This window comes from Methylophaga sp. OBS4, assembly GCF_026319305.1.
In the GTDB taxonomy this organism is placed as follows: domain Bacteria; phylum Pseudomonadota; class Gammaproteobacteria; order Nitrosococcales; family Methylophagaceae; genus Methylophaga.
Genome location: NZ_JAPDMV010000004.1, coordinates 27,787 through 51,894, shown reverse-complemented (window position 1 = coordinate 51,894; position 24,108 = coordinate 27,787). Strand labels below are relative to the sequence as shown.

The window sequence follows — 24,108 nt, the reverse complement described above, 5'->3', positions numbered from 1 at the left end:
AATGCGCATCATTTTTGCCGGTACGCCAGCTTTTGCTGCCGAAACGCTAACCGCGTTACTGGGCACCGAGCATGACATCTGTGCTGTTTATACCCAACCCGACCGTCCCGCAGGCCGCGGCCGTAAACTAACGGCCAGCCCGGTCAAACAGCTGGCTTTGCAACATAATATTCCGGTAGAACAACCGCTCAACTTTAAGACCGAGGAAAGCCGTCAAACCCTGGCGGCTTACCAGGCAGATCTGATGGTGGTTGCGGCTTATGGCTTGTTATTACCACAAGCCGTACTCGACACCCCGCGGTTGGGGTGTATCAATGTGCATGCATCATTACTGCCTCGCTGGCGCGGTGCCGCCCCGATTCAGCGCGCCATTCTCGCCGGAGACAAAGAATCCGGTATCTGCATCATGCAAATGGAAGCAGGTCTAGATACTGGCCCGGTACTGGCTGAAGCCCGTTGTCCCATACACGCTGATGACACCGCTCAGGATCTGCATGACCGTCTGGCCAAACTGGGTGCCAACACACTGGTAACAAGCCTGTCCGATCTTGAATACAGGCAACAACATGCTCAGCAGCAAAACAACGCCCTGAGTTGCTATGCCGACAAACTGCAAAAACAGGAAGCTGAGATAGACTGGTCCCAACCCGCCACGGCTATTCGCCGTCAGATCAATGCCTTTAATCCCTGGCCGGTCGCACAAACACGCTGGCGTGATAATACTTTCAAAATATGGCAGGCCGATGTTAACGAAGGTGATAGTCAGGCTAGGCCCGGCACGGTTATCGCGGTGAGCAAACAGGGGATAGATATTGCTACCGGTGAAGGTTTATTACGGGTAAAACAGCTGCAAATCCCCGGCAAACGGGCGATGGCGGTACAGGATTTTCTCAACGCTAATACCATTGAGGTCGGCGAACACCTTGGCTAAACTGCTTTGTGCCCGCTCGGCTGCCGCCACAATTCTGGCCCAAGTCATCGGTCAGCATCGTTCTCTGAATGCCATGCTGGCTCAGAACCTGCCGTTACTGGCAGAAAAAGAACGAGGTTTGTGTCAGCAGATTTGTTACGGCGTATTACGCTGGCAACCCACACTGACTTTCCTCGGCTCGCAATTGTTGAAAAAACCGTTCAAAAATAAAGATGCGGACATTCAGGCTCTGCTGCTGATCGGCCTGTTCCAGCTTCGCAGTATGCGCACCCCGCCGCATGCCGCCATTTCAGAAACGGTCAACGCCAGTAAAAAGCTCGGCAAACAGTGGGCCGTTGGCTTGCTGAACGCTTGCCTGCGCAACTATCAACGCCAGCAAGACTCGCTGGAGCAGCAACTCAAACAACATGAAAGCGCCTATTATGCCCACCCCGACTGGCTGCTTAAACAATATCAGCATGACTGGCCGGCAGCTTGGCAACAGCTTACTGAGGCTAACAATCAACAACCGCCGATGATGCTGCGGGTCAATCAACAGCTGGCTTCACGTGACACCTATCTGCTAATGCTCACGAAAGCAGAGATTGCTGCCAGTGCGATGGCCGGCTGTGACAACGGCATTCTGTTACAGGAGGCCACGGATGTTTATGCTTTACCCGGCTTCAGTGAAGGTATGGTATCGGTGCAGGATGGTGCGGCACAGCTGGTTGCCCCGCTGATGTCAATTAAGACAGGACAACGTATTCTGGACGCCTGCGCCGCGCCGGGCGGGAAAACTTGCCATATCCTCGAAATTGCGCCGGAGAATGAAGTACTGGCTTTGGATATTGATCCTGAGCGGCTCAAACAGATCAGACAAAACACCGATCGTCTGCGACTTAATGCGACATTGATGGCGGCCGATGCGGCTGACACCGGAAAATGGTGGGACGGCAAGACCTTTGACCGTATTTTGATCGATGCGCCCTGCTCCGGCAGCGGCGTGATCCGCCGTCATCCTGATATCAAAACCTTGCGACGGCCGGAAGACATCAGCAATCTGGCACAGAAACAACAACAATTGCTCGATAATCTATGGCCTTTACTGAAAGCGGACGGCCTGATGGTTTACACTACCTGCTCTGCTTTTAAACAAGAGAACGAGCAGCAAATTGAAGCGTTTCTGCAGCGACACCCGGATGCCGAGGAAGTCAGGCCCGACAGGTCTCCGGCCCGACCAAGACCTTATGGCTATCAGCGTCTGCCCGGCGACGATGTCATGGATGGGTTTTATTATGCCTGCCTGCGCCGCCGCTAAACGCATCCTGCAAACCTTGTTTATGCTGCTGGCATTTCATGCCAGCGCCTCCGCGGCCACCTTCAGCGTCAATAACCCGGTTATTCATCAAATCGGCAACGGCTATGTGCTTAATGCCCAAATCGATTATCCCTTGACGCCGAGAGTCGCTGAAGCCCTGGATAACGGTGTTCCCCTCACTTTTGTACAAGAATTGGAACTGGTTCGATCCATTCCTGTTCTCGGCAATTTCTGGCAATGGGAAACCACCTTGTGGCAAGTCGAACTCCGATACGAGTTACGCTACCACGCATTGGCTGAACAATATGTCGTATTGTCTCTGGATACCCACGATCAGCAAAATTTCCCCACTATAGAAGGGGCGCTGGCCACACTGGGCCATATCGAAAACCTGAGCCTGCCGCCTGAACATACTACAAAAACCAGCAATTTGATCTTGCGTATACGCAGTGGGCTGGATTTGTATGCCCTGCCGACACCGATGCGCCCCGGCGCGCTGATTTCCAGTAAATGGCAACTGACCAGTCCCTGGGTGGAAGCGGTATGGCCATAACATTTATCAAACGGCTCAGTTCCGGCACCGCACCTTATTTTTCTCTGGCTTTTTTATTACTGGTGCTGGCTTATCTGCTCAGCGTCGCCACTCAGGATAGCTCCCGACTCAACGATTTATTTCTGATTATTTTCGGCATCGGTCTGGTCTGTCTGCTCCTGCTCGCCGCGCTTCTGGCACGCAGCCTGTTTCGCCTTTACCGGGATTTCAAGAAAAACAAAGCAGGATCCCGACTGACCATCCGACTGGTGAGTCTGTTTGTATTGCTGATTCTGGTCGCGACATCCATTGTTTACGGCTTCTCGATGCACTTCCTGCATCGCGGTATTAACAGCTGGTTTGACGTCAAAATCGAACAGGCACTGGATGACTCTCTGGAATTGAGCCGGACGGCCTTTGGCATTCGCATGCGAACGCTGCTGCGCCAAACCCGTATGATGGCGGGTGTACTAGGCGAATTACCCGATTCGGAACTGTCACACAGCTTGCGTGATTTGACCCAACTCAGTGGCGCGCTGGAGCTCAGTATCTGGACCATGGACGGCCAGCTGGTCGTCTCCAGCATTGAAACACCTGCGATTATGGTTCCTAACCGTCCCAACGACACTATTTTGCGTCAAATGCAGCAAAAAGAAGACTATATCAGCCTGGATTCCAGCGAAAATGATAATCTGCAATTGCGTGCTGCGGTGCGCATTCCACAACGCTCAGTATTGGCAGAAGAACGTCTGCTCAATGTACTGTTTCCTGTCAACGAAAACCTGAGCGAACTGGGCAAAACTGTGCAGAAAGCCTATACCGACTACAAGGAACTCCGCTACCTGCGTAAACCGCTGGTGACCATTTTCACATTAACGCTGAGCCTGATTGTATTCCTGACGATTCTGGCGTCGATATGGTTTGCAATCTGGATATCCAGACGTATCGTTGAACCTTTGCAGAGCCTGGCGGAAGGTACACAGGCCGTGGCTTCCGGCAATTACAATATGCAACTGACCGCTTCCGGACATGATGAAATCGGTTTTCTGGTACGTTCCTTCAACCAAATGACCCAGCGCCTGACACATGCACGCAATGCATCTCAGCGCAGTCATCGCCTGCTGGAACAACAGACCAATTATCTGACCACCGTGCTTGGCAGTCTGTCCAGCGGTGTAGTGACTATCAACCAGCGGTTTTATCTGCACACGGCCAATGTTGCCAGTACTAAAATTCTTGGTGTTAATCTGCAACAACGACTCGACAGCCCATTGTCGAAACTGGCACAGGTCAATGAAAACCTGAAAACCTTCTGCCAGATGATCGAAAATTGTGCTCACAAAGGCGTCAACTGGGAGCAACAAATTGAGCTTAGGCATAAAAAAGGGCATCAAACCCTGATCTGTCATGGCACGCAACTGCCCAACGATGCGGGATGGGTGGTGGTATTTGACGATATCACCACACTGCTGCAAGCTCAGCGTAATGCAGCCTGGGGGGAAGTCGCCCGCAGACTGGCCCATGAAATCAAAAATCCGCTGACTCCGATTCAGCTATCCGCAGAGCGTTTGCAGCGTAAGTACAATACCCTGATTCCGCACGATCAAGCTGAATCGGTAAACAAACTAACCGGCACTATCGTGCAGCAAGTGGAAGCCATGAAGGAAATGGTCAATGAGTTTTCCGAATATGCCCGCACCCCGGCTTTGCAATTACAGCCTCATTCAATTGGTCAGTTGATTCGTGAAGTGCTGACCATGTACCAGAGCAACCCCAATCATCAGTTTGCCTTGCTCAACAGTCGCGAAGATATCCAGTTGCTTATAGATGCCAACCGTTTCCGCCAAGTCCTGCATAACCTGCTGAAAAATGCAATCGAAGCCTGTGAAGAGACTCAGATACCGGTCGATATCGTTATCAGTTATCATCCAGTTGAACAGAATAGTCGGCGCTGGCTGGAAATCAATATTCGTGATCATGGGCCGGGCATTCCGGCGGCCATTATCGACAAACTATTCGAACCGTATGCCACTACCAAATACCGGGGGACCGGACTGGGGCTTGCCATTGTCAAAAAAATCATTGAGGAGCATGGCGGTGACGTCTGGGCAGAAAACCTCAGCCCCGACGGAACAAGTATAATGATCCGATTACCATTGGAGGATCATCGAGCGTGAGTACAGACAAACCACTGATTTTAGTTGTGGATGACGAGCCTGATATTCGAGAGTTGATCAGGGATATTCTGCAAGACGAGAATTACCAGGTCAGCATCGCAGCCAACGGTGAACAGGCACGGAAAGAATTCAACACACAGCCACCGGATCTTGTATTGCTGGATATCTGGATGCCTGATATTGATGGCATCAGCCTGCTGAAAGAATTCAAACAGCAGAACAAAGCGGTCACTATCGTCATGATATCCGGTCACGGCACTATTGAAACCGCGGTTGAAGCAACACGGCTGGGCGCCAGTGATTTTATCGAAAAACCGTTGTCGACCGCCAAACTGCTGCGTGGCGTCGAAATGGCACTGGAAAACCGCGCCAAACAAGTCGCTATCCGACGGGAATTGTCGCAGGTGCCGGTCGGTAAAAGCAGTCAAATGAACCTGCTGCGTGAACAGGTCGAACGGATTGCCCGTCATAATATGCCGATCATGCTGATCGGTGAGGGCGGGGCTGGTAAACACTGTTTTGCCCACTACCTGCACAGCCTGGGTAATTTTGCCGACGGTAAATTTATCGAGTTCAGCCCGGAAAGCTTTCCGCTGGACAGTCTTAAATTTAAATCTCTGGTTGCAAACAACTGTATTTACATCAATGATCTGGCGCTGCTCAGCGATGAGGCTCAGGCTTTGTTACTGCACCTGTTGGAAAGCAACCAGCTGGATCATTGCCAATTGATCTGTGCCACCCAGTATTCACTGCAAAAAGCGGTTGATAACCATGATTTCACTGAAGGGCTGCTGTATCAGCTCAACAGCATCACACTGGCTTTGCCACCCTTACGTGAACATATCGAAGATATTCCCGAACTGGTGCATCACTTTGTCGATCTGCAAACCACGCAGGCCGGGCTGCCTTACCGTCGTTTCACGGTCGCCGCGCAAAACCGCTTGCGCAACCACGACTGGCCGGGCAATGTACTCGAACTCAAAAACGTAATTCAGCGATTGCTGGTGCTGGGTGAAGGTGACGATATCGATGTTGCCGATATCGAACACGCCCTGAAAACCGAAGCCGAAACCACCGCTGCCGGCGATGAGACCATCAATTTCGACTTGCCCCTGCGTGAAGCACGCGAACAGTTCGAACGCTTATACCTGCTGCAAAAACTGCAGGAAACTGATGGTAATGTCGGTAAAGCAGCCAAACTAGCCGGTATGGAACGCACCCATTTGTATCGCAAGTTGCGGTCGCTGGGTATTGATACAAAACAGATCTAGCCTCCGAGCGAGTCGTCAAAGGATCATCTGCGGCGTTACGGCGCTTGACAAGGGAATAGCCATTGCCAGCACACCGCGCCTTGCAACTGACCCTTTAGCGATCTCGCGATATAGTCATCTTATTCAGGACACGACACTAGGATAAACGTATGAAAATTCTGATTCTGGGCGCCGGGCAAGTCGGCTCTTCCGTTGCGGCCACCCTGGCGCGGGAAGACGACGATGTGACCCTGGTTGACACCGACAACACCAATCTGCTCAGGCTGCAGGATCATTACGATATTCGTACCATTCAGGGTGAAGCCTCACATCCTGATGTGTTAGCACGCGCCGGCGCTGAGGATGCGGATTTAATTCTCGCTGTAACCAACAGTGATGAAACCAATATGATCGCCTGTCAGATTTGCCATACACTCTATAACACCCCCACCAAGATCGCCCGCATACGCTCAATCGGTTACCTGTCTACGCCGCAATTATTCGATAAAGAAAACCCGCAGGCCATTGCCATTGATATGCTGATCAGTCCGGAACAGATTGTCACCGACTATATTCAACGTCTGATCAGCCATCCCAACGCACTACAGGTGCTTGACTTTGCCGAGGGCAAAGTTCAGCTGGTCGCAGTCAGAGCTTTTCACGGCGGCCCTCTGGTGGGTCATCCATTGCGGGCTTTACCCAAACACATACCCAAATCCGATACCCGCGTCGCCGCTATTTTCCGCGCCGGCCGCCCTATCACGCCCACCGGAGACACCGTCATTCAAGCGGATGATGAAGTATTTTTCATTGCCGCCAGCAAAGATATTCATGCTGTAATGGGCGAACTGCGCAGACTGGAAAAACCCTATAAACGCATCATGCTTGCCGGAGGCGGTCATATCGGTGTCCGCCTGGCCAAGGCACTGGAAAATGATTATCAAATCAAGTTGATTGAAGCGAATCCACAGCGGGCCGATTATTTGTCAGAAGTACTGACCAACTCGATTGTACTGTTGGGTGATGTGGCCAATGAAGAGCTGCTGCTGGAAGAAGAAATCGATAAAGTTGATCTGTTTTGCGCGCTAACCAATGATGATGAGGCTAATATCCTGTCATCCATGCTGGCAAAACGACTCGGTGCCACTAAAGTTTTATCACTGATTAACCGCGCCGCATACGTGGATCTGGTCGAAAGCAGCAGTATAGATATCGCGCTGTCGCCGCAGCAAGCGACTATCGGCAGCTTGCTTGCCCACATCCGCCGTGGTGATATTGTCGCTGTTCACTCGCTGCGCCGGGGCGCGGCCGAAGCGCTGGAAGCGGTTGCTCACGGAGATAGCAGTTCCTCCGTAGTGGTGGGACGACGGATTGAAGAGATCGACCTGCCACCCGGCACAACCATTGGCGCCATCGTCCGTGGAGAGAAAGTGATTATTGCGCATCATGATACCGTAATCGAATCCGAGGACCACGTGATCTTGTTTTTAATCAATAAACGCTATATTAAGGAGGTAGAGCGTTTGTTCCAAGTTGGTTTTACTTTTTTCTAGGAGCCACATGGAGTCTACATTACAAAACCATTTTCTGGTCGCCATGCCTGCCTTGTCCGATTCATTTTTTTATCGGTCAGTAGTCTATCTGTGTGAGCATGATCAGAATGGCGCTATGGGTTTGATCGTTAATCGCCCGACGCGCATCATGCTGGAAGAATTATTATCCCACCTGCAAATTGATAACGAATCCGAACTTATCAAAACCACCCCCGTATTGTTTGGTGGGCCGGTGCAAAAAGGTCAGGGCATGGTGATTCATGATCAACGCGAAGGCCACTGGAAATCCAGTATACAGCTGGCTGAAGACATATTTCTGACCACCTCCACAGATATTCTCGAGGCCATTGGTACCGATAAAGGACCGGAACATTCCCTGGTCACGCTGGGGTTTGCCGGCTGGGGAGCGGGTCAGTTGGAACAGGAACTCGCAGAAAACAGCTGGCTGACGGTACCGGCAACACATGATCTGCTGTTTGATACGCCGGCGGACAAACGCTGGCAGGCTGCAGCCAAACTGCTCGGTATCGATATCAATCTGATGTCCAACTCCACAGGACACGCATGAGCGGCACGCGGACTATACTCGGTTTTGATTTTGGTATGAAAAACATCGGTATTGCTGTCGGTCAGGAACTCACTGCCACAGCCAATCCGCTCACCGCTATCAAGGCACGGGATGGCATACCGGATTGGGAGCAGATCAAAAAACTACTCGACGAGTGGCAACCTGACCTGCTGGTGGTGGGGCTGCCGCTCAATATGGACGGAACGGAACAGGAGATGACCGCGGCCGCCAGACGCTTTGGCAACAGACTGCATGGACGTTTTAATATCCCGGTAGAATGGCAGGATGAACGGCTGACCACATACGAAGCACTGGATCATATGGGTATCCGCAGTAAAATGAACTCCCGTCAGCGTAGCGACGTCGACCGTTTATCGGCACAACTCATACTTCAATCATGGTTAAACCTGAAAACCTCCGTTGACCGCTAACTCTTTATTATTAAGGTGTAGATATGAATTTAAAAGCCTATTGCGCCCCATCCGCTTTCCAGATGAGCTTAACAACGCTACACGGTTTTGCGCTGGCTCCAAGAGCGCAATATGCCGTTACCGCTCTTGGCAAGGATAATACTAGTGCCGGCGAGCGGAGCCTTGTCTTGCGCTCTTGGTTCTCAGTGCAAACTCCGTGTTCAACTGAGGTTTTCAGGTTGGAACAACTATGACCATTGCACTCTCACCATCACAAGTACAGGATTTGCTGGAAAATATGGCAGCAGAAATCCGTGACCAACTGGGCGACCGCAAACCGTTACTGGTCGGCATACATACCGGCGGAGTCTGGGTGGCCAAGGCATTGCAGGAAATACTCGGCGCAGACTTTTTTGATGCACCGCTGGGCACATTGAACATTGCCTATTATCGTGATGACTTTACCCGTATCGGCATGCACCCCCAGGTAACCCCTTCCGATCTGCCCTTCAGTGTCGATGGCCGTCATTTGCTGCTGGTTGATGATGTATTGCACAGTGGACGCACCACCCGGGCCGCTCTCAATGAAATTTTCGACTATGGACGCCCAGCCAGTGTTTGCCTGGCAGTTCTGATGGAGCGAAATGGCAGAGAGCTACCGATCCAGGCCGATATCATCGGTGAATCCATTGAGCTGCCCAACGATCAGCATATCAAGCTGACCAATACCTCAGGCTTGCAGTTGGAATATCGCACCAGGGGAGGGGTGAATGAAGAATAATCAGCTGACAGAACAGGGACAGTTACGCCACTTTCTCACTATTGATGGTCTGAAAAAGCCCCTGCTCACCGAAATAATGGATCGCGCCGAACAGTTTTCCGGCATCACCAATCGCCAGGTGAAAAAAGTCCCGATTCTGCGGGGTAAAACCATCGTTAACCTGTTTTTTGAAAACAGTACCCGTACCCGCTCAACCTTCGAGCTGGCCGCAAAACGCTTATCTGCCGATGTAATGAATTTCAATATCAGTACCTCGGCTACCTCCAAAGGCGAGAGTCTGCTCGATACCCTGCACAACCTGGAATCCATGCACACTGACATGTTTGTGGTACGCCATAACCAGAGTGGCGCCGCCGAATTTATCGCCGAACATGTCTCGCCCCACGTCAGTGTGATCAATGCTGGTGATGGCTGTCATGCCCACCCCACTCAGGCGATGCTGGACATGTTTACCATCCGCCGCCACAAGCATTTTTTCCCCGATCTGCGGGTTGCCATTGTCGGCGATATTCTGCATTCACGGGTAGCGCGCTCGCAAATTCAGGCTTTAGCGACACTGGGCGTCGGTGAAATACGAGTTATCGGCCCGCAAACCCTGTTGCCATCTAACTGCCAGACTTTGGGCGTACACGTTTATCACGATATGGCAACCGGCCTGAAAGATGTCGATGTAGTCATCATGCTGCGACTGCAACTGGAACGCATGCAAGGGGCATTATTACCCAGCGCCCGCGAGTATTATCACTGCTACGGCCTCAGTGAAGAAAAACTTAAGCTGGCCAAACCTGATGCCATCGTCATGCATCCCGGCCCGATTAACCGTGGCGTCGAAATTGCCTCTTCGGTCGCCGATGGCCCGCAATCTGTGATTCTGGAACAAGTCACTCATGGCATTGCGATCCGGATGGCCGTCATGTCCATGGCTCTGGGATCGCAATCAGAACAACATGAGATACAAGCATGAAGATTCGCATAAAAAACGGCCGTGTTATTGACCCGGCCAGCCAGCTTGACACCAGACATGATGTCTTTATCAGCGACGGTAAAATCGTGGCAATTACCGACTATTTTGATGACTTTACCGCCGACCGGATTATTGATGCTTCAGGCCTGATTATCAGCCCGGGCCTGGTGGATTTAAGCGTCCGGCTGCGGGAGCCCGGTCAGGAACACACCGCTACCATTAATAGTGAAACAGCCGCCGCGGCAGCCGGCGGTGTCACAACCTTATGTGTGCCCCCTGATACCGATCCGGTGATTGATAATCCGGCTGTAGTTGAACTGATCGAGGATCGCGCCAAAAAAGCGGCCCGTACCATGGTACTGACTGTCGGCGCCATGACCCAGAATCTGGAGAGCGAACTACTGGCGGAAATGGCAAGGCTGAAAGCCGCTGGTTGCATCGGTATCAGTAACGGCTTGTCCGCTATTAAAAACAGTGTGATCCAGCAACGCGCCATGGCTTATGCCGCCACATTGGATATGACCGTATTTATCAATGCCGTTGATCCCTGGCTGCAATCTCAGGGTTGTGTGCATGAAGGTTCGGTCAGTACGAGATTGGGCCTGGGCGGTATCCCGGAAAGCGCGGAAACCGTTGCCGTCAGCCGGGATTTAATTCTGATTGAGCAAACAGGTGTACGCGCTCACTTTCATAATTTATCCTGTGGCAAAGCGGTAAAGATGATTCGTGATGCCCAGAGCCGCGGGCTGCCGGTTACCGCAGATGTCAGTGCCCATCACCTGCATCTGTCTGAACATGATCTGGGCAATTACGACAGCCTCAGTCATGTATTGCCGCCACTGCGCAGCATCCGTGATCGCGAGCAACTGCAACAAGGATTACGTGATGGTGTGATTGCCGCCATTTCTTCTCACCACCAGCCACTGGACAAGGATGCCAAACTGGGTCCTTTTGCCGAAACACAACCGGGCATATCAGGTCTGGAAACATTGTTACCATTAACAATGAAACTGGTAGAGGAAGATGAAATCAATCTCTGTCAGGCGTTGGCCGCTTTGACCTGCAATCCTGCAGATATTCTCGGTATCGAATCGGGCCAGCTGAAAGTAGGGGCGGTAGCCGATTTGTGCATTATCGACCCCGATTCCGAGTACGAATGTCGGCCCCTTAACTTTATCAGTGCGGGTAAAAACAGCCCTTTCGCTGGCTGGTTATTTAACCACCAAGTCAGCCATACGCTATTTCATGGCCGCCTGGTTTATGAACGGTATTAACCTTTTTTCAGCAAACATTAAGGATAAGCTTATGAGCCAACTAAACAAATTTCTTGCGCTGGTAGCAGCATCTTTTCTACTGATCAGCATCAGTGGCTGCAGCCCGGAAGTCGGCAGCGAAAAGTGGTGCGCGATGATGAAAGAAAAGCCCAAAGGTGACTGGACTGCCAACGAGGCTACCGACTTTACCAAACACTGCATTTTCCCAGCAGATGACAAATAAGCTCTACGCACTCGATTTTGACGGCGTTATCTGTGATAGCGCCGTTGAAACCGGCATGGCCGGCTGGAAAGTCGCCTTGCAGTTGTGGTCAGACATGCCGGCCGAAATCCCGGCCAGACTGCTACAGCAATTTCGTCAGATCAGACCGGTTATGGAAACCGGTTATGAAGCCATTCTGATCATGCGGTTGTTATTTGAAGGCATGGCACCATCAAATATAGTGCAGGCTTTTCATCCCCGGATTGAAGCATTGATGATTCGCGATCAGTTGTTTGTTGATGATCTGAAACAACTGTTTGGCTCAACCCGGGATAAATGGATAAATGAGGATATCGACAACTGGATTGAAATGAACCCGCTGTTTGACGGTATTGCTGACAAGTTACGCCGGATTGACAGCAGTCATAGTTATATCATCACCACCAAACAGGAAAGATTTGTTGATCATATTCTGCAGGCTAATGATATCCACTTCCCACCGGAACAAATTTTTGGGCTGGATCGCAACCTGAGTAAACAACAAATTCTGACGGATCTGACCGCCGAAAAGCCGGAAGATGACATTCTGTTTGTCGAAGATCGGCTGCCAACCTTGATCAATGTCATCACCGATGATCGGCTGGATCATGTGCAATTGTTTTTTGCCGACTGGGGCTACAACACCGAGCAGGACAAAAATACAGTCGGGGATATCGCGCGCATCAAACGGATCAGTCTAGCCCAGATGCAGCAGCTGTAACCGCCTTGCCGAAACCGCCGCCACCCGGTGTATGGATCTCGACAATATCCCCCCCTGCCACTTCGGATTCAACCTGCGCCCCCAGTTCCTCAATCTCGCCACCGGCACGGAGCACTCGGTTGCGCCCCGGCGCACCGTCTTCGCCTCCTGCCAGCCCGAAAGCCGGATAAACCCGGCCGTTAGACACTATGCTCAGCGTCATCGGCTCCAGGAACTGTATGCGTCTTACCGCCCCATCGCCACCACGCCAGCGACCGGTGCCGCCTGAGCCTGTGCGCAGTTCATAAGACAACAATGTGACCGGAAAACGACTTTCCAATACCTCCGGATCGGTCAGCCTGGAATTAGTCATCAAGGTTTGTACTGCGGAAGTACCGTCAAATCCGCTCACCAGCTTGCCGTTTTCATCAAAGCGGCCGCCGGCACCGCTGCCCCCGGCCAGGGTTTCATAATACTGATGTTGTACGTTACCGAAGCTCACATTGTTCATCGTCGGCTGCGCTGCAGCCATAATGCCCAATGCACCATACAAGGCATTGGTGATACAAGTGGAGGTCTCGACATTGCCGGCGACCACCGCCGCAGGGTAACTCGGATTCAACATGCAGCCGTCCGGGATCACCAGGGTCAGCGGTTTCAGGCAACCGGCATTAAGCGGAATATCATCCTCGACCAGGCTGCGGAACACATACAACACCGCCGCAATCGATACCGCTTTCGGCGCATTGAAATTATTGGCCTGCTGCTCGCTGGTGCCGGTGAAATCAATCCGGGCTTTGCGCGCATCGGCATCGACCGCGATCGCGACTTTAATCTGACTGCCGTTATCGAGCTTGGCCGTAAACTCACCATCTTTCAGCCGGGTAATCACGCGCCGCACCGATTCCTCGGCATTATTCTGCACATGCTGCATATAAGCATGTACCACCTCGCCGCCAAATTGATCGACCATATTGGCCAGTTCCTGCACGCCTTTTTCATTGGCCGCGATCTGGGCACGTAAGTCAGCGATATTCTGCTCGGGATTGCGCACCGGATATGGCCCCGATGTCAGCAGCTGCATCAGCTCCTTTTCGCGGAGAAGGCCCTGTTCAACCAGTTTGAAATTATCGATGCATAAACCTTCCTGATTGATATCGGCGGAAAAAGCCGGAATCGAGCCCGGCGTTATACCGCCGACATCGGCATGATGGCCGCGGCTGCCGACATAAAAATCGGGCTGCTTGTCACTGCTGAGATACACCGGCGTGATCACAGTAATATCCGGCAAATGGGTGCCGCCGTGATAAGGATCATTGAGCATATACACATCGCCCGGACGCATGGTTTGGCGGTTTTTGTTGATCACCGCCTTGATGCTTTCCCCCATGGAACCGAGATGCACCGGCACATGCGGCGCATTGGCAATCAGGTTACCCTCGGCATTGAATAACGCGCAGGAAAAATCCAGTCTTTCCTTGATATTGACCGAAAGTGCGGTATTTTGCAGTTGCACCCCCATCTGCTCGGCAATGTTCATAAACAAGTTGTTGAACACCTCCAGCATGACCGGATCGGCTTTGACGCCGACTGACGGCATTAGCGTTTTTTCCTGCACCCGCTGCAACAGCAGATGCAATCTGTCGGTGACGCTGGCCTGCCAGCCCGGCTCGATAATAGTTGTGGCATTGTTTTCGACGATAATGGCCGGGCCGTTTATCTTATCGCCCGCCGTTAATTCATCGCGCATAATCAGCGCCGCCTGATGCCATGTATCGCTGGAAAAGAACTGGACCTGCTGCCTGACCGGCACATCACGCTCAGGAGATAACGGATAACTTTGTTCGACTGGCGCATCGCTGTGCATGATCACTTCCACCGACACCGCAGCGGCCACCAGCGGCTTATCCGCCATCAGAAAAGAAAAACGCTGTTGATAGGCAGCCTCAAAAGCCGTTTTGATGGCATCGAACTCGCCAAACGGCACTACCAGCGCAGTATCACTGCCTTGATAACGCACATGGATGCGGCGCTCAACTTTCATTTTGCCGCCGTCGGCATATTGCTGCGCCAGCTCGGTTTCTGCCTGGCCACCGAGATCGTCAATGGTGGCCGCAATTTGCGCCATATTCGCTTCACTCAGGGCGCATTCGATGCTCTGCTCGCGGATCAGGCTTTGATCGGCCAGGCCCATCCCGTAAGCACTGAGCACACCGGCCAAAGGATGAATCAGGATCTGCACCATACCCAAGGCCCTGGCGACCAGACAGGCATGCTGGGCTCCGGCCCCACCGAAACACTGCAGCGTATAACGGGTCACATCATAGCCGCGCGCAACCGAGATTTTTTTAATTGCATTCGCCATTTGCTGCACGGCGATCTGAATAAAACCTTCCGCCACCTGCTCCGCTTTGCGGCCGGTCTGCTCGGCCAATTGTTGAAACTGCTGCCGGATACTATCTACATCTAACGATTGATCGGCGTTGGGACCAAATACTTTCGGAAAAAAATCGGGCTGAATCTTACCCACAATCACATTGGCATCGGTCACGGCCAGCGGCCCGCCGCGCCGGTAACAGGCAGGCCCCGGATTGGCGCCGGCGCTTTCCGGCCCGACCCGAAAACGCGCGCCGTCAAAATAGAGGATAGAACCACCGCCAGCCGCAACGGTATGGATGCTCATCATCGGTGCCCGCATCCGCACCCCCGCCACCTGGGTCTCGAAGTCACGCTCGAATTCGCCGGCATAATGCGACACATCGGTCGAAGTGCCGCCCATATCAAAGCCGATGACTTTATCAAAACCGGCCAGCTCGGCGGTACGCGCCATACCGACGATACCGCCGGCCGGGCCCGACAGAATCGCGTCTTTACCCTGAAACTGGTGCGCATCGGTCAGGCCACCGGAAGATTGCATGAAATACAGCGGCACGCCGGGCATTTCAGCACCCACTTGTTCGACATAACGTCGCAGAATTGGGGATAAATAGGCATCAACCACCGTTGTGTCACCGCGGCTGATCAGTTTGATCATCGGGCTGGTGATATAAGAACTGCTGATCTGGCTGAAACCTATCTGTTTGGCGAGCGCTGCCGCCTTTTTTTCATGCTGGTGATAACGATAACCGTGCATAAAGACGATAGCCGCGCTACGCAGGCCGCTATCAAATGCAGCCTGCAGCTGTTGTTTCAGCTTTTTTTCGTTTAACGGGGTTAATATTTCGCCTTCGGCGCTGACACGCTCATGAGCTTCAATCACCTGCTGATACAGCAGTTCCGGCATGATGATATGTCGATCGAACAGCCGCGGCCGGTTCTGATAACCGATTTGCAGCGCATCACGAAAACCTTCGGTGATGACCAGCAATGTCGGTTCACCCTTGCGTTCCAGCAACGCATTGGTTGCCACCGTCGTGCCCATCTTGACCGAACTGACCTTGTCGGCGCTGATCAGTTCATCTGCGTTGAGCCCCAGCAGACGGCGAATACCGGCCACTGCTGCATCGCGGTATTGCTCCGGATTTTCCGACAACAGCTTATGGGTCAGCAAGGTGCCATCTGGCTTTTTGGCCACCACGTCGGTAAAGGTACCGCCGCGATCGACCCAAAACTGCCATTTGCCTGCTTGTGCTGAATCCGCTGAAGTCTTCATAAACCCAAAATAGAGGTAACTGAAGGCTAATTATAGCTGCTGGGAGGATGAGGCCGACAGACGCATTGCATGCAGGCCTGTTAGCAAAGGAAAAATAAAGAAATAAAGTGGCGGAGCGGACGGGACTCGAACCCGCGACCTCCGGCGTGACAGGCCAGCATTCTAACCAACTGAACTACCGCTCCGCAGTTTTCCTGAAGCGCTCTGAAAAAGAGCCGGTTGCGACAAGAAGCGTGAAAATATACAGCAAATTACTGAAAGGTGTTAGTGTTTGTTGCAAAAAATATAGCTGCGCCATTCAGCGCGGCTTTTGCCAGTTATTACGTTTGGCTTTTTGCAACTTCTCATACCCCGCCAGCAAGGCACTATGCCGTTCAAAACCGGCAAGGCTGAGGCCCGGACAATGCAGATCATGAAAAACCTGTCTGGCTTCAACAATGGCAATACCGTCTTTGACCGTTTTTTCGCCATACATCAAAGACAGGCCTTGTTCATAATCATCATAATCACGGCTGTCATGCCATTTGATATCGAGTAAAGCTTTCAGACAACGATAAAACCGCAATTGCGCATCATCTCCCTGCCCTAAAGACAGACACCAGTCTACCCATTCCAGCGCCTGTTCATCCTGCAGGGCCAGGCATAACATCAGTTTGATTTCACCCAGACGAATTGTTGCCCACAAAGTGCCGGGGTCCGGAGCCAGGCCGATAAACGGGGCGACCGGCGTATGATCATTGTAGCCCCCCTCTTCCAGCTCCATCAGCAAATCGCGCCAGCTTTGCTCATCGCCCTGTTTCAGCGACAGCAAATCTTCCCGGAACAACGCCCCTTCGTTGTTGTTCTCCCAGGCAAGCTCATCAACCGGGTAAATATCAGACATGCCCGGCACCAGAATCCGGCAAGCATACACGTCCAGGTGCTCATAGTCCGCTATATAAATATCAAAGCCGAGCTGATGAATCAGATCGGTCAGATAGCTGAACTCATCGCGGGTAGGGGCATCGTGATCCCAGTCATAAAATGTGTAATCCGGTGTTTTGCGGAAAAAATCATTAGAAATATAACCACTGGAATCGATAAAGTGCATTTCCAGATTTTGCGGCGAAGCCACTTCTTCCATATCAAAAACTGGCGGATGGAACACATCCAGCTGATCCAGGCTGCGGCCCTGCAACAACTCGGTGACGGTTCGCTCCAGCGCTACCTCAAAACTGGGGTGGGCGCCAAATGAGGCGAAAACAGAACCATCTTTCGGGTTAATCAACGTTACATTCATGACCGGGAACTGACCGCCCAGTGACGCATCCGCCACTTTTAAGTGGTATCCGTGGCCTTCCAGTTCCGTTAGGGCAGTTTTGATATTGGGAAAACGCTCAATCACCTGCTGCGGCACCTCCGGCAGGCAGATGCCTTCGGCAATAATGCGATTTTTCACATATCGCTCGAACACTTCGGACAGACCCTGTACCCGCGCTTCGTTTTGCGTATTACCCGCTGACATGCCGTTGCTGACATAGATGTTGCCAATAATGTTGACCGGAAAATAAATCTTTTCCTGATCACGCAGGCGGACATAGGGCACAGCGCAGATTCCCCGTTCTCCGCGACCTGAGTTGGTATCAAACAGATTGTCTGCTGTCAGCTCATTGTCCGGGTCGAAATGCGCCCACAATGTTTCATCCATCAACCCTTCTGGAGGAACGCCGTCATCTTCGTACTGAAACCAGCGCTCATCAGGATAATGGACAAAATCACTGTCACTGTGATCCTGGCCCAGATAAAAATCGGCGAAAAAATAATTGCAGCTCAGGCGTTCAAAATATTCCCCCAATGCGCTGGCCAGACAGGCCTTGGCGCTACTGCCCTTACCATTGGTAAACATCAGCGGGCAGCTTTTATCGCGAATATGCACAGAATAAACATGACTGACCGGGTTCAACCAGGACGCCTCCTCAATATCAAAACCAAACGCCTGCAACTTGGCCTGCATGGTGGCAATACTGGTTTCCAGATCGCGGTCCTTGCCTTTGATAAAAGTTTGTTCAGTCATTATTTGCAATCCCCAAAAAAAAAAAGAACCCCCGGCCCGAAACCCGGACAGGGGGCTTTTGTGCATAAGTAAATAATATTACAATGCTTCCGCCGCCTGGATGGCTTTTCTTACCAGACGCCCGGCTGCACCTTTGGCACCAGAGGCTTTAATCGCTTCCAGGTTGACCGGTTTGCCGACAATAATGGCTCCGCCCATACCGGCACCAAAATGTGGCGTGCATTTATACACGTAAATACCTTCCTGGGTGAACGTGCGCTGATAGTTTTCGCCCAGAGCTGAATGCCAGGCTTCCGCCCCTTCGGGAATCAACCCTTCCATTGATTGCGTATCATGGGTAGGCATATTCTCCCAGGCGACAGTATCGCCGGGCTGAATCACAACAACTAACGGGTTGTAGACCAAGCCTTGTGCCGTGACGATATGAACCTGCGCCTCACCCGCAGATTGTGTTTCTTCTTCAGCTTGATCAGGAGCGACGGAGGCTTCCTCCTTTGACTCGCCCGACTCACCGGTTTCTTCGGCCACCGTTTCTGACTCCGTTTCACTCTGCGCCGGTGGTTCAGTAACTTCAGGTTCAACAGTAGCAGGGGCGTCGGCGCTATCGTCCTGATTTTGTATCTCTTCAGGCGCTGGCACATTCTGATAACGTTCCTTGCTGTCATCGATAAATACGGTCGAGACTGCTACCAGTACCAATACTGCCAGAGCAGCAATAATAACCGTGATCATTACAGCTTTCTTCTTATACATGCTTCTTTCTCCTGTTCGAGTAGCTGAATCTTTTTATCATAACACCTCTTTATGGCACGCTTGTTTAGTCAGATCACATCTTCTGATGATAAATCTGTCATAATAATGGTCCATTTGCGGGATCCCCCGTTACCTGTCCTTTCCGAGAACCGAATGACCCTAGAACAATCGCTGGCTGAACGTTGTCAATCTCAATGCGAATTATGTCGCGCAGATAACACCCTGACCATTTATAACGTTGCACCGTTCACTGATGAAGATGAAGCCCATAACGTCATGCTCTGTAATGACTGCCTGCCTTTTGTGAACGATGCGCGGTCTACAGATATCAATCACTGGCGCTGCCTGAATGAAACCATGTGGACACCGGTGCCTGCTGTGCAGGTCCTGGCCTGGCGGATTTTGAAGCAAATCGAACAGGAAGCCTGGGCCCAGGATTGCCTTAATATGCTGTATCTGGATGAAGAAACACTGGCCTGGGCACAAACAAGCTCGGCAACAGAAACTTCCGATTGCCGCGACAGCAATGGCACAACGCTTTCGGAAGGTGACAGCGTTACCCTGATCAAGGATCTCGATGTGAAAGGCGCTAACTTTACCGCCAAACGCGGCACCATGGTGAAAGGTATTCACCTTACCGATAACCCGGAACAGATTGAAGGCCGTGTTAATGGTGTCCGCATCGTATTACTCACACAATTTCTTAAGAAAGCCTGATTATCCGGCTTATAAAATTGCATTTTCACTACCGATCGTGACCGCTCGTGTCACGATCTTACTTTAGAGTTAACTTATGACATTTTCCTCACTCGGTCTTTCTGCCAGTATTGTGCAGGCCGTGACCGAACAAGGCTATAAAACGCCTTCCCCTATTCAGGCTCAAGCCATTCCCGCCATTCTTGAAGGCAGAGATGTAATGGCCGCAGCACAAACCGGCACCGGTAAAACGGCTGGTTTCACCTTGCCTATTCTGCACCGCCTTGCTCCCGGCAAGCCTGCCACAGCCAACCAGGCCAGAGCATTGATTCTGACACCGACACGGGAACTGGCTGCCCAGGTAGCTGAAAGCATTGCCACCTATGGCAAACACCTTTCCCTGCGATCCACCGTTGTGTTCGGTGGCGTCAAAATCAATCCGCAAATGATGCGTTTAAGACGCGGCACCGACATTCTGGTAGCCACGCCCGGCAGATTGCTGGATTTGTATAATCAAAATGCCGTGCGTTTTGATCAGCTTGAAGTGCTGGTCTTGGATGAAGCCGACCGTATGCTGGATATGGGGTTTATTCACGATATCCGCAAACTTATCTCTTTTTTACCCAAAAACCGTCAAAATTTACTATTTTCGGCGACGTTTTCTAACGAGATCCGCGACCTTGCCAAGCGTCTGGTGTCAGATCCGATCGAGATTTCGGTTTCCCCCCGTAACAGCACGGCACCCACGGTCAAACAGTGGATAAGCCCGGTAGATAAAAAACAGAAACCCGCCTTGCTGAGCAAATTGATCAATGATCATCAATGGTCTCAAGTGCTGGTGTTCTCCAAAACCAAACATGGCGCTAACAAACTGACCAAACATCTTGAGTCTGTTGGCCTGAAAGCCGCCGCCATACACGGCAATAAAAGCCAGAGTGCGCGCACCAAAGCCTTGGCTGATTTCAAATCAGGCGGAATCCAGGTGCTGGTTGCCACGGATATTGCGGCACGCGGGCTGGATATCGACCAGTTGCCCCATGTGGTCAACTTCGATCTGCCTAACGTACCTGAAGATTATGTTCATCGCATCGGCCGTACCGGTCGTGCCGGTGCCACTGGCGAAGCCGTCTCACTGGTCAGTGCCGATGAATTTCAGCAATTGTCTGACATTGAGCGCCTGATAGGTCAATTATTAACCCGTGAAATGATCGACGGCTTTGAGCCGGTCCATGATGTTCCGGCGTCGAGTCTGGCACACCCTCGCCATGCACATCACAAACCGAAAAGAGCCAAAGCCGAACACAAAGACGGTCAGCGCGCAGAAACAGCGCAAGGTCACAAACACCGACGCCAGAGCGCTGCCGGCAAGCAGGCTACTAACGCGACAAGGCGCCAACGTCCTGCCAGCAGAAGAGCTGCAGCAAAACGCTAGGAGACTACCCGGGAACAGATGGACCTGCTGCGGTCGCTGTTCTCGGACGGCTCCTCAGGTACCTGACTAATGATGATGACGTGAACTCGGTTGTCGGGTTGTTCTCAGATAAGGTTTCAGTGTTTTAAACCCTGCTGGAAACAACTGCCGGGCATCGTCATCACTCACGCTGGGCACGATAATCACATCTTCACCTTTTTTCCAGTTGACCGGTGTCGCGACTTTGAATTCTGAAGTGAGCTGTATCGAATCAAGCACCCGCAGAATTTCATCAAAGTTGCGGCCTGTGGTCATCGGATAGGTCAGCATCATTTTGATGGTTTTATCCGGTGCAATAACAAACACTGAACGTACCGTTGCATTAGTAGCAGCAGTGCGTCCTTGTGCACTGCCAGGTTCATCGGCAGGCAACATATTATAGAGCTTGGCTATTGCCAGATCGCTGTCTCCAATAATCGGGTAATTCACCATGTGCCCCTGTGTTTCTGCAATATCTTTTTGCCAGAGCAGGTGATCGTCTACCGAATCGATGCTGAGACCGATGACTTTACAGTTACGTTTAGCAAATTCCGATGCCAAACCGGCCATATAACCGAGCTCTGTCGTACATACCGGTGTGAAATCTTTTGGATGTGAAAATAATATGCCCCAGCTGTCTCCCAACCACTGGTGAAACTGAATTTCACCCTGGGTGGTTTGAGCAGTGAAGTCAGGCGCTATATCGTTAATTCTAAGTGACATGACAGCCTCCTTTGATTAACCCCGCATCGCTGAAAAATATCAGTATTTCAGTATGAATATGATAACGCCAACGCTGCGATAAAAGCGAATAAATTAAGTCTGGTCATAGACTTATACTGAAACAGTGCCATCAGGCCACAATCCGGTTACGCCCTTCTTTTTTGGCCCGGTACAGATTTTCATCACTGCGTTTCATCCAGTCCCGCCAGTGTTCGCCAGGCTCAAGTGTGGCGACACCGATACTGGTCGTGACAATATGCTCAGGCAGCAACGGCATCGCTTCTATAGACTGCCGAAGCTCTTCAGCCACACGCCAGCCATCCTCAGCATTGGTATCGTAAAGCAAAATCAGGAATTCTTCGCCGCCCAGCCGGAACACTTTATCGGCACGGCGTATTCGTTGTAGCAATAGCTTGCCGATACCACGCAGGACTTTATCACCAGCAGCATGACCCAGGTTATCGTTAATGTCTTTGAAATGATCAAGATCAAGGGTCACCAGCGTCATCGGCGCTTTTCTACGTTCATGCTGTTGCACAGCATGCTCCAGCGTACCGTGAAGCAGAACCCGGTTGGACAGTCCGGTCAACGCATCAGTCATCGCCAGCTCATGCAGTTCTTGCTGCTGAGCACTGATCACCCTGACAAAAATCACCGAAAAAACACTGACACACAATAATGTTGCCGTAACCCGGGCTGCCAATGCCGCATCGATAAAAAACCATGAAAAAGGAATCGCCATGGCCAGCAGCGTAATATTGGCTATCCATGCTTGCCGCTCCGGTAACATGAAATAAAATGAAATCACCGCCGGATAACACCATAACGCGCCGATCATTCCTTGCCTATGAATAGCCAACCCCAGAAAAACAATGATTGCCGGCACCAGGCCGAATAAGGTCAAGAAAGGGTAATAACGGCCGCGCAAACAAATCCAGGCATTGCTTATCAGGATCAGGATAACGCCCAGCGAACCGAAGCCTAATAAATAGCGATGCTGAATAAGATTGTTGATAGAAAAAGGCGTGATTACAAAAACAGCAGCAATTGCTACCCACAGTATGGTTTTAACCTGAATAAGCGAAATCGGGCGTCCCGCTGGATATGAACTCACCGTGACCAACCCGGCAGCTTAGTGAATAAAGTCTCTGGTACCCCTGTCAGCATTATGCCTACCTTAAGCTATACATCTATAACACCCGCTTTACCCTGACAAATCCGGAAAAGCTGCCCCAGCCGTCTGATTTTACGCACATTTTGCCTTGTTTATTGACTCGCAGTATATCAATGGCAACAACCAACGGCTATGACAAAGATAGAAGCGTCTGGTCCACGATCTCCTGCCACTCACCGGCCGCCATGTCCTTTAAGGCATAATGACCCACTGAAGCACTGGAAAGAACCACATCCGGCTGCAATACGCGCAACAGCTTAAGGCTGGCTTTCAAGGCAGAGACACTGCCACCGGCAGCAGGCATGACATACGTGCCCCAGCCGTCATTTCTGGGAAAAATAGTATCGCCGGTAAACAGATAGTTTTTGCCAAAAGGCGATTGAAAATAAAAACAAACGCTGCCATCCGTATGGCCGGGGGTGGGAATCACCTCGATGCCATCAAGATAATTCTGCCGTTTGTTAAACAACACATCTACCGGGCAATACCCGGTTATAAACGGTTTCTCCAGCTCGTGGCAGGCCAATTTCGAACCGTACAGATTCTTGATTTTCTCCAGCGGCGGCCCGGCTTCATCGCGATGACTCAACAGCTGACACACAATACCGCCCATCTCCCAGATATGCTTGAGATCTTTCTTCTGGCCGGTACTGTAGAACAACACATTGCCTTGCTCCCTCATCAGAAAATAAGCATGTGTATTGACACCTTCAAACGGATGCTCAGTGTGCGTCTGCCACAAATCAGGATAGATCTGTATCATCTCCCACTCCTCCAGGCACTATCTGAATTGGACAAAATTTTCAGTCAAAAATCATCAACGTGCGTCCACTGCTCTTTTTCTGCTTACAAAATACCACTTGTAAAGAGAAGGTTCATTAAAGCTGCTTAGCCAACTTTTCGATCAATATGGCCAGATCCTGCTGCTG

At 51.5% G+C, this 24,108-nt stretch carries 21 protein-coding genes and 1 tRNA gene; 15 read left to right on the top strand and 7 right to left on the bottom strand.

Annotated elements, in window-relative coordinates; all coding sequences use genetic code 11:
- The first annotated feature begins 1 nt into the window (after nt 1).
- The 13 genes from fmt to OMP95_RS01755 all read left to right on the top strand — a co-directional run bounded on the left by fmt (nt 2) and on the right by OMP95_RS01755 (nt 12,699).
- Nucleotides 2–931 carry a methionyl-tRNA formyltransferase gene (gene fmt / locus OMP95_RS01815; protein WP_266325315.1) on the top strand — a complete coding sequence of 310 codons (930 nt, stop codon included), beginning with the start codon at nt 2–4 and terminating at the stop codon, nt 929–931.
- Nucleotides 924–2,228, top strand: a complete 1,305-nt coding sequence (gene rsmB / locus OMP95_RS01810; RefSeq protein ID WP_266325313.1) for a 16S rRNA (cytosine(967)-C(5))-methyltransferase RsmB — start codon at nt 924–926, stop codon at nt 2,226–2,228. Before fmt ends, rsmB begins: the two co-directional genes overlap by 8 nt.
- A complete protein-coding gene (locus OMP95_RS01805) occupies nt 2,206–2,781 on the top strand; it encodes a DUF4390 domain-containing protein (protein WP_266325311.1) in 576 nt (191 codons plus the stop codon). The genes rsmB and OMP95_RS01805 overlap by 23 nt, the downstream gene beginning before the upstream one ends.
- The gene (locus OMP95_RS01800; protein ID WP_266325309.1) at nt 2,772–4,937 is read left to right on the top strand and encodes a sensor histidine kinase; all 2,166 of its coding nucleotides are present in this window, start codon (nt 2,772–2,774) and stop codon (nt 4,935–4,937) included. Before OMP95_RS01805 ends, OMP95_RS01800 begins: the two co-directional genes overlap by 10 nt.
- Entirely contained in the window at nt 4,934–6,208 is a 1,275-nt protein-coding gene (locus OMP95_RS01795; RefSeq protein WP_266325307.1) for a sigma-54-dependent transcriptional regulator, read from the top strand. Before OMP95_RS01800 ends, OMP95_RS01795 begins: the two co-directional genes overlap by 4 nt.
- 149 nt (nt 6,209–6,357) lie before the next feature.
- Nucleotides 6,358–7,740, top strand: a complete 1,383-nt coding sequence (gene trkA, locus OMP95_RS01790) for a Trk system potassium transporter TrkA (protein WP_266325305.1) — start codon at nt 6,358–6,360, stop codon at nt 7,738–7,740.
- 7 nt (nt 7,741–7,747) lie between these two features.
- Nucleotides 7,748–8,308: a YqgE/AlgH family protein gene (locus OMP95_RS01785; protein ID WP_266325303.1), complete on the top strand. Its 561-nt coding sequence runs from the start codon at nt 7,748–7,750 to the stop codon at nt 8,306–8,308.
- A complete protein-coding gene (gene ruvX, locus OMP95_RS01780) occupies nt 8,305–8,739 on the top strand; it encodes a Holliday junction resolvase RuvX (protein ID WP_266325301.1) in 435 nt (144 codons plus the stop codon). The genes OMP95_RS01785 and ruvX overlap by 4 nt, the downstream gene beginning before the upstream one ends.
- A 229-nt stretch (nt 8,740–8,968) precedes the next feature.
- On the top strand, nt 8,969–9,499 hold the full coding sequence (gene pyrR / locus OMP95_RS01775) for a bifunctional pyr operon transcriptional regulator/uracil phosphoribosyltransferase PyrR (protein WP_266325299.1): 531 nt from the start codon (nt 8,969–8,971) through the stop codon (nt 9,497–9,499).
- Complete coding sequence (locus OMP95_RS01770) at nt 9,489–10,463, top strand: aspartate carbamoyltransferase catalytic subunit (protein WP_266325297.1); 975 nt, start codon at nt 9,489–9,491, stop codon at nt 10,461–10,463. The genes pyrR and OMP95_RS01770 overlap by 11 nt, the downstream gene beginning before the upstream one ends.
- Complete coding sequence (locus OMP95_RS01765; protein ID WP_266325295.1) at nt 10,460–11,737, top strand: dihydroorotase; 1,278 nt, start codon at nt 10,460–10,462, stop codon at nt 11,735–11,737. The genes OMP95_RS01770 and OMP95_RS01765 overlap by 4 nt, the downstream gene beginning before the upstream one ends.
- Before the next feature lie 31 nt (nt 11,738–11,768).
- A complete protein-coding gene (locus tag OMP95_RS01760) occupies nt 11,769–11,960 on the top strand; it encodes a DUF3012 domain-containing protein (RefSeq protein WP_266325293.1) in 192 nt (63 codons plus the stop codon).
- Nucleotides 11,950–12,699 (top strand): HAD family hydrolase, encoded by a 750-nt coding sequence (locus OMP95_RS01755; protein ID WP_266325291.1) that lies wholly within the window; start codon nt 11,950–11,952, stop codon nt 12,697–12,699. The genes OMP95_RS01760 and OMP95_RS01755 overlap by 11 nt, the downstream gene beginning before the upstream one ends.
- On the opposite strand, the gene OMP95_RS01750 is transcribed toward OMP95_RS01755, so the two are convergent.
- The 4 genes from OMP95_RS01750 to OMP95_RS01735 all read right to left on the bottom strand — a co-directional run bounded on the left by OMP95_RS01750 (nt 12,671) and on the right by OMP95_RS01735 (nt 19,136).
- Nucleotides 12,671–16,330 carry a hydantoinase B/oxoprolinase family protein gene (locus OMP95_RS01750; protein WP_266325289.1) on the bottom strand — a complete coding sequence of 1,220 codons (3,660 nt, stop codon included), beginning with the start codon at nt 16,328–16,330 and terminating at the stop codon, nt 12,671–12,673. The genes OMP95_RS01755 and OMP95_RS01750 overlap by 29 nt on opposite strands.
- Nucleotides 16,331–16,438: 108 nt before the next feature.
- A tRNA-Asp gene (locus tag OMP95_RS01745) sits at nt 16,439–16,515 on the bottom strand.
- A 113-nt stretch (nt 16,516–16,628) separates the two neighbouring features.
- Nucleotides 16,629–18,383, bottom strand: coding sequence for a 30S ribosomal protein S12 methylthiotransferase accessory factor YcaO (gene ycaO, locus OMP95_RS01740; protein WP_266325287.1), 1,755 nt, complete (start codon nt 18,381–18,383; stop codon nt 16,629–16,631).
- A 78-nt stretch (nt 18,384–18,461) separates the two neighbouring features.
- Nucleotides 18,462–19,136 carry a plastocyanin/azurin family copper-binding protein gene (locus OMP95_RS01735; protein ID WP_266325285.1) on the bottom strand — a complete coding sequence of 225 codons (675 nt, stop codon included), beginning with the start codon at nt 19,134–19,136 and terminating at the stop codon, nt 18,462–18,464.
- 153 nt (nt 19,137–19,289) lie between these two features.
- Here OMP95_RS01735 and OMP95_RS01730 point away from each other — a divergent pair, with 153 nt between their 5' ends.
- Nucleotides 19,290–19,853 carry a PhnA domain-containing protein gene (locus tag OMP95_RS01730; RefSeq protein ID WP_266325283.1) on the top strand — a complete coding sequence of 188 codons (564 nt, stop codon included), beginning with the start codon at nt 19,290–19,292 and terminating at the stop codon, nt 19,851–19,853.
- Nucleotides 19,854–19,929: 76 nt separating this feature from the next.
- Nucleotides 19,930–21,264 carry a DEAD/DEAH box helicase gene (locus tag OMP95_RS01725; protein WP_266325281.1) on the top strand — a complete coding sequence of 445 codons (1,335 nt, stop codon included), beginning with the start codon at nt 19,930–19,932 and terminating at the stop codon, nt 21,262–21,264.
- 66 nt (nt 21,265–21,330) lie between these two features.
- Here OMP95_RS01725 and OMP95_RS01720 read toward each other — a convergent pair whose 3' ends face one another.
- The 3 genes from OMP95_RS01720 to OMP95_RS01710 form a co-directional block, all read right to left on the bottom strand.
- A complete protein-coding gene (locus OMP95_RS01720; protein WP_266325279.1) occupies nt 21,331–22,005 on the bottom strand; it encodes a peroxiredoxin in 675 nt (224 codons plus the stop codon).
- 130 nt (nt 22,006–22,135) lie between these two features.
- Entirely contained in the window at nt 22,136–23,119 is a 984-nt protein-coding gene (locus OMP95_RS01715) for a GGDEF domain-containing protein (RefSeq protein ID WP_266325277.1), read from the bottom strand.
- A gap of 190 nt (nt 23,120–23,309) precedes the next feature.
- Nucleotides 23,310–23,942 (bottom strand): MBL fold metallo-hydrolase, encoded by a 633-nt coding sequence (locus OMP95_RS01710; protein ID WP_266325275.1) that lies wholly within the window; start codon nt 23,940–23,942, stop codon nt 23,310–23,312.
- Between the last annotated feature and the right edge of the window lie 166 nt (nt 23,943–24,108).

What these genes read in the sequence shown, in the direction of transcription:
- OMP95_RS01765 (WP_266325295.1), top strand. Translation starts at nt 10,460, where the DNA reads ATGAAGATTCGCATAAAAAACGGCCGTGTTATTGACCCGGCCAGCCAG.
- pyrR (WP_266325299.1), top strand. Translation starts at nt 8,969, where the DNA reads ATGACCATTGCACTCTCACCATCACAAGTACAGGATTTGCTGGAAAAT.
- fmt (WP_266325315.1), top strand. Translation starts at nt 2, where the DNA reads ATGCGCATCATTTTTGCCGGTACGCCAGCTTTTGCTGCCGAAACGCTA.
- OMP95_RS01805 (WP_266325311.1), top strand. Translation starts at nt 2,206, where the DNA reads ATGCCTGCCTGCGCCGCCGCTAAACGCATCCTGCAAACCTTGTTTATG.
- OMP95_RS01760 (WP_266325293.1), top strand. Translation starts at nt 11,769, where the DNA reads ATGAGCCAACTAAACAAATTTCTTGCGCTGGTAGCAGCATCTTTTCTA.
- ycaO (WP_266325287.1), bottom strand. Translation starts at nt 18,383, where the DNA reads ATGACTGAACAAACTTTTATCAAAGGCAAGGACCGCGATCTGGAAACC.
- OMP95_RS01770 (WP_266325297.1), top strand. Translation starts at nt 9,489, where the DNA reads ATGAAGAATAATCAGCTGACAGAACAGGGACAGTTACGCCACTTTCTC.
- trkA (WP_266325305.1), top strand. Translation starts at nt 6,358, where the DNA reads ATGAAAATTCTGATTCTGGGCGCCGGGCAAGTCGGCTCTTCCGTTGCG.
- OMP95_RS01725 (WP_266325281.1), top strand. Translation starts at nt 19,930, where the DNA reads ATGACATTTTCCTCACTCGGTCTTTCTGCCAGTATTGTGCAGGCCGTG.
- ruvX (WP_266325301.1), top strand. Translation starts at nt 8,305, where the DNA reads ATGAGCGGCACGCGGACTATACTCGGTTTTGATTTTGGTATGAAAAAC.
- OMP95_RS01735 (WP_266325285.1), bottom strand. Translation starts at nt 19,136, where the DNA reads ATGTATAAGAAGAAAGCTGTAATGATCACGGTTATTATTGCTGCTCTG.
- OMP95_RS01750 (WP_266325289.1), bottom strand. Translation starts at nt 16,330, where the DNA reads ATGAAGACTTCAGCGGATTCAGCACAAGCAGGCAAATGGCAGTTTTGG.
- OMP95_RS01785 (WP_266325303.1), top strand. Translation starts at nt 7,748, where the DNA reads ATGGAGTCTACATTACAAAACCATTTTCTGGTCGCCATGCCTGCCTTG.
- OMP95_RS01800 (WP_266325309.1), top strand. Translation starts at nt 2,772, where the DNA reads ATGGCCATAACATTTATCAAACGGCTCAGTTCCGGCACCGCACCTTAT.
- OMP95_RS01710 (WP_266325275.1), bottom strand. Translation starts at nt 23,942, where the DNA reads ATGATACAGATCTATCCTGATTTGTGGCAGACGCACACTGAGCATCCG.
- OMP95_RS01755 (WP_266325291.1), top strand. Translation starts at nt 11,950, where the DNA reads ATGACAAATAAGCTCTACGCACTCGATTTTGACGGCGTTATCTGTGAT.
- OMP95_RS01730 (WP_266325283.1), top strand. Translation starts at nt 19,290, where the DNA reads ATGACCCTAGAACAATCGCTGGCTGAACGTTGTCAATCTCAATGCGAA.
- OMP95_RS01720 (WP_266325279.1), bottom strand. Translation starts at nt 22,005, where the DNA reads ATGTCACTTAGAATTAACGATATAGCGCCTGACTTCACTGCTCAAACC.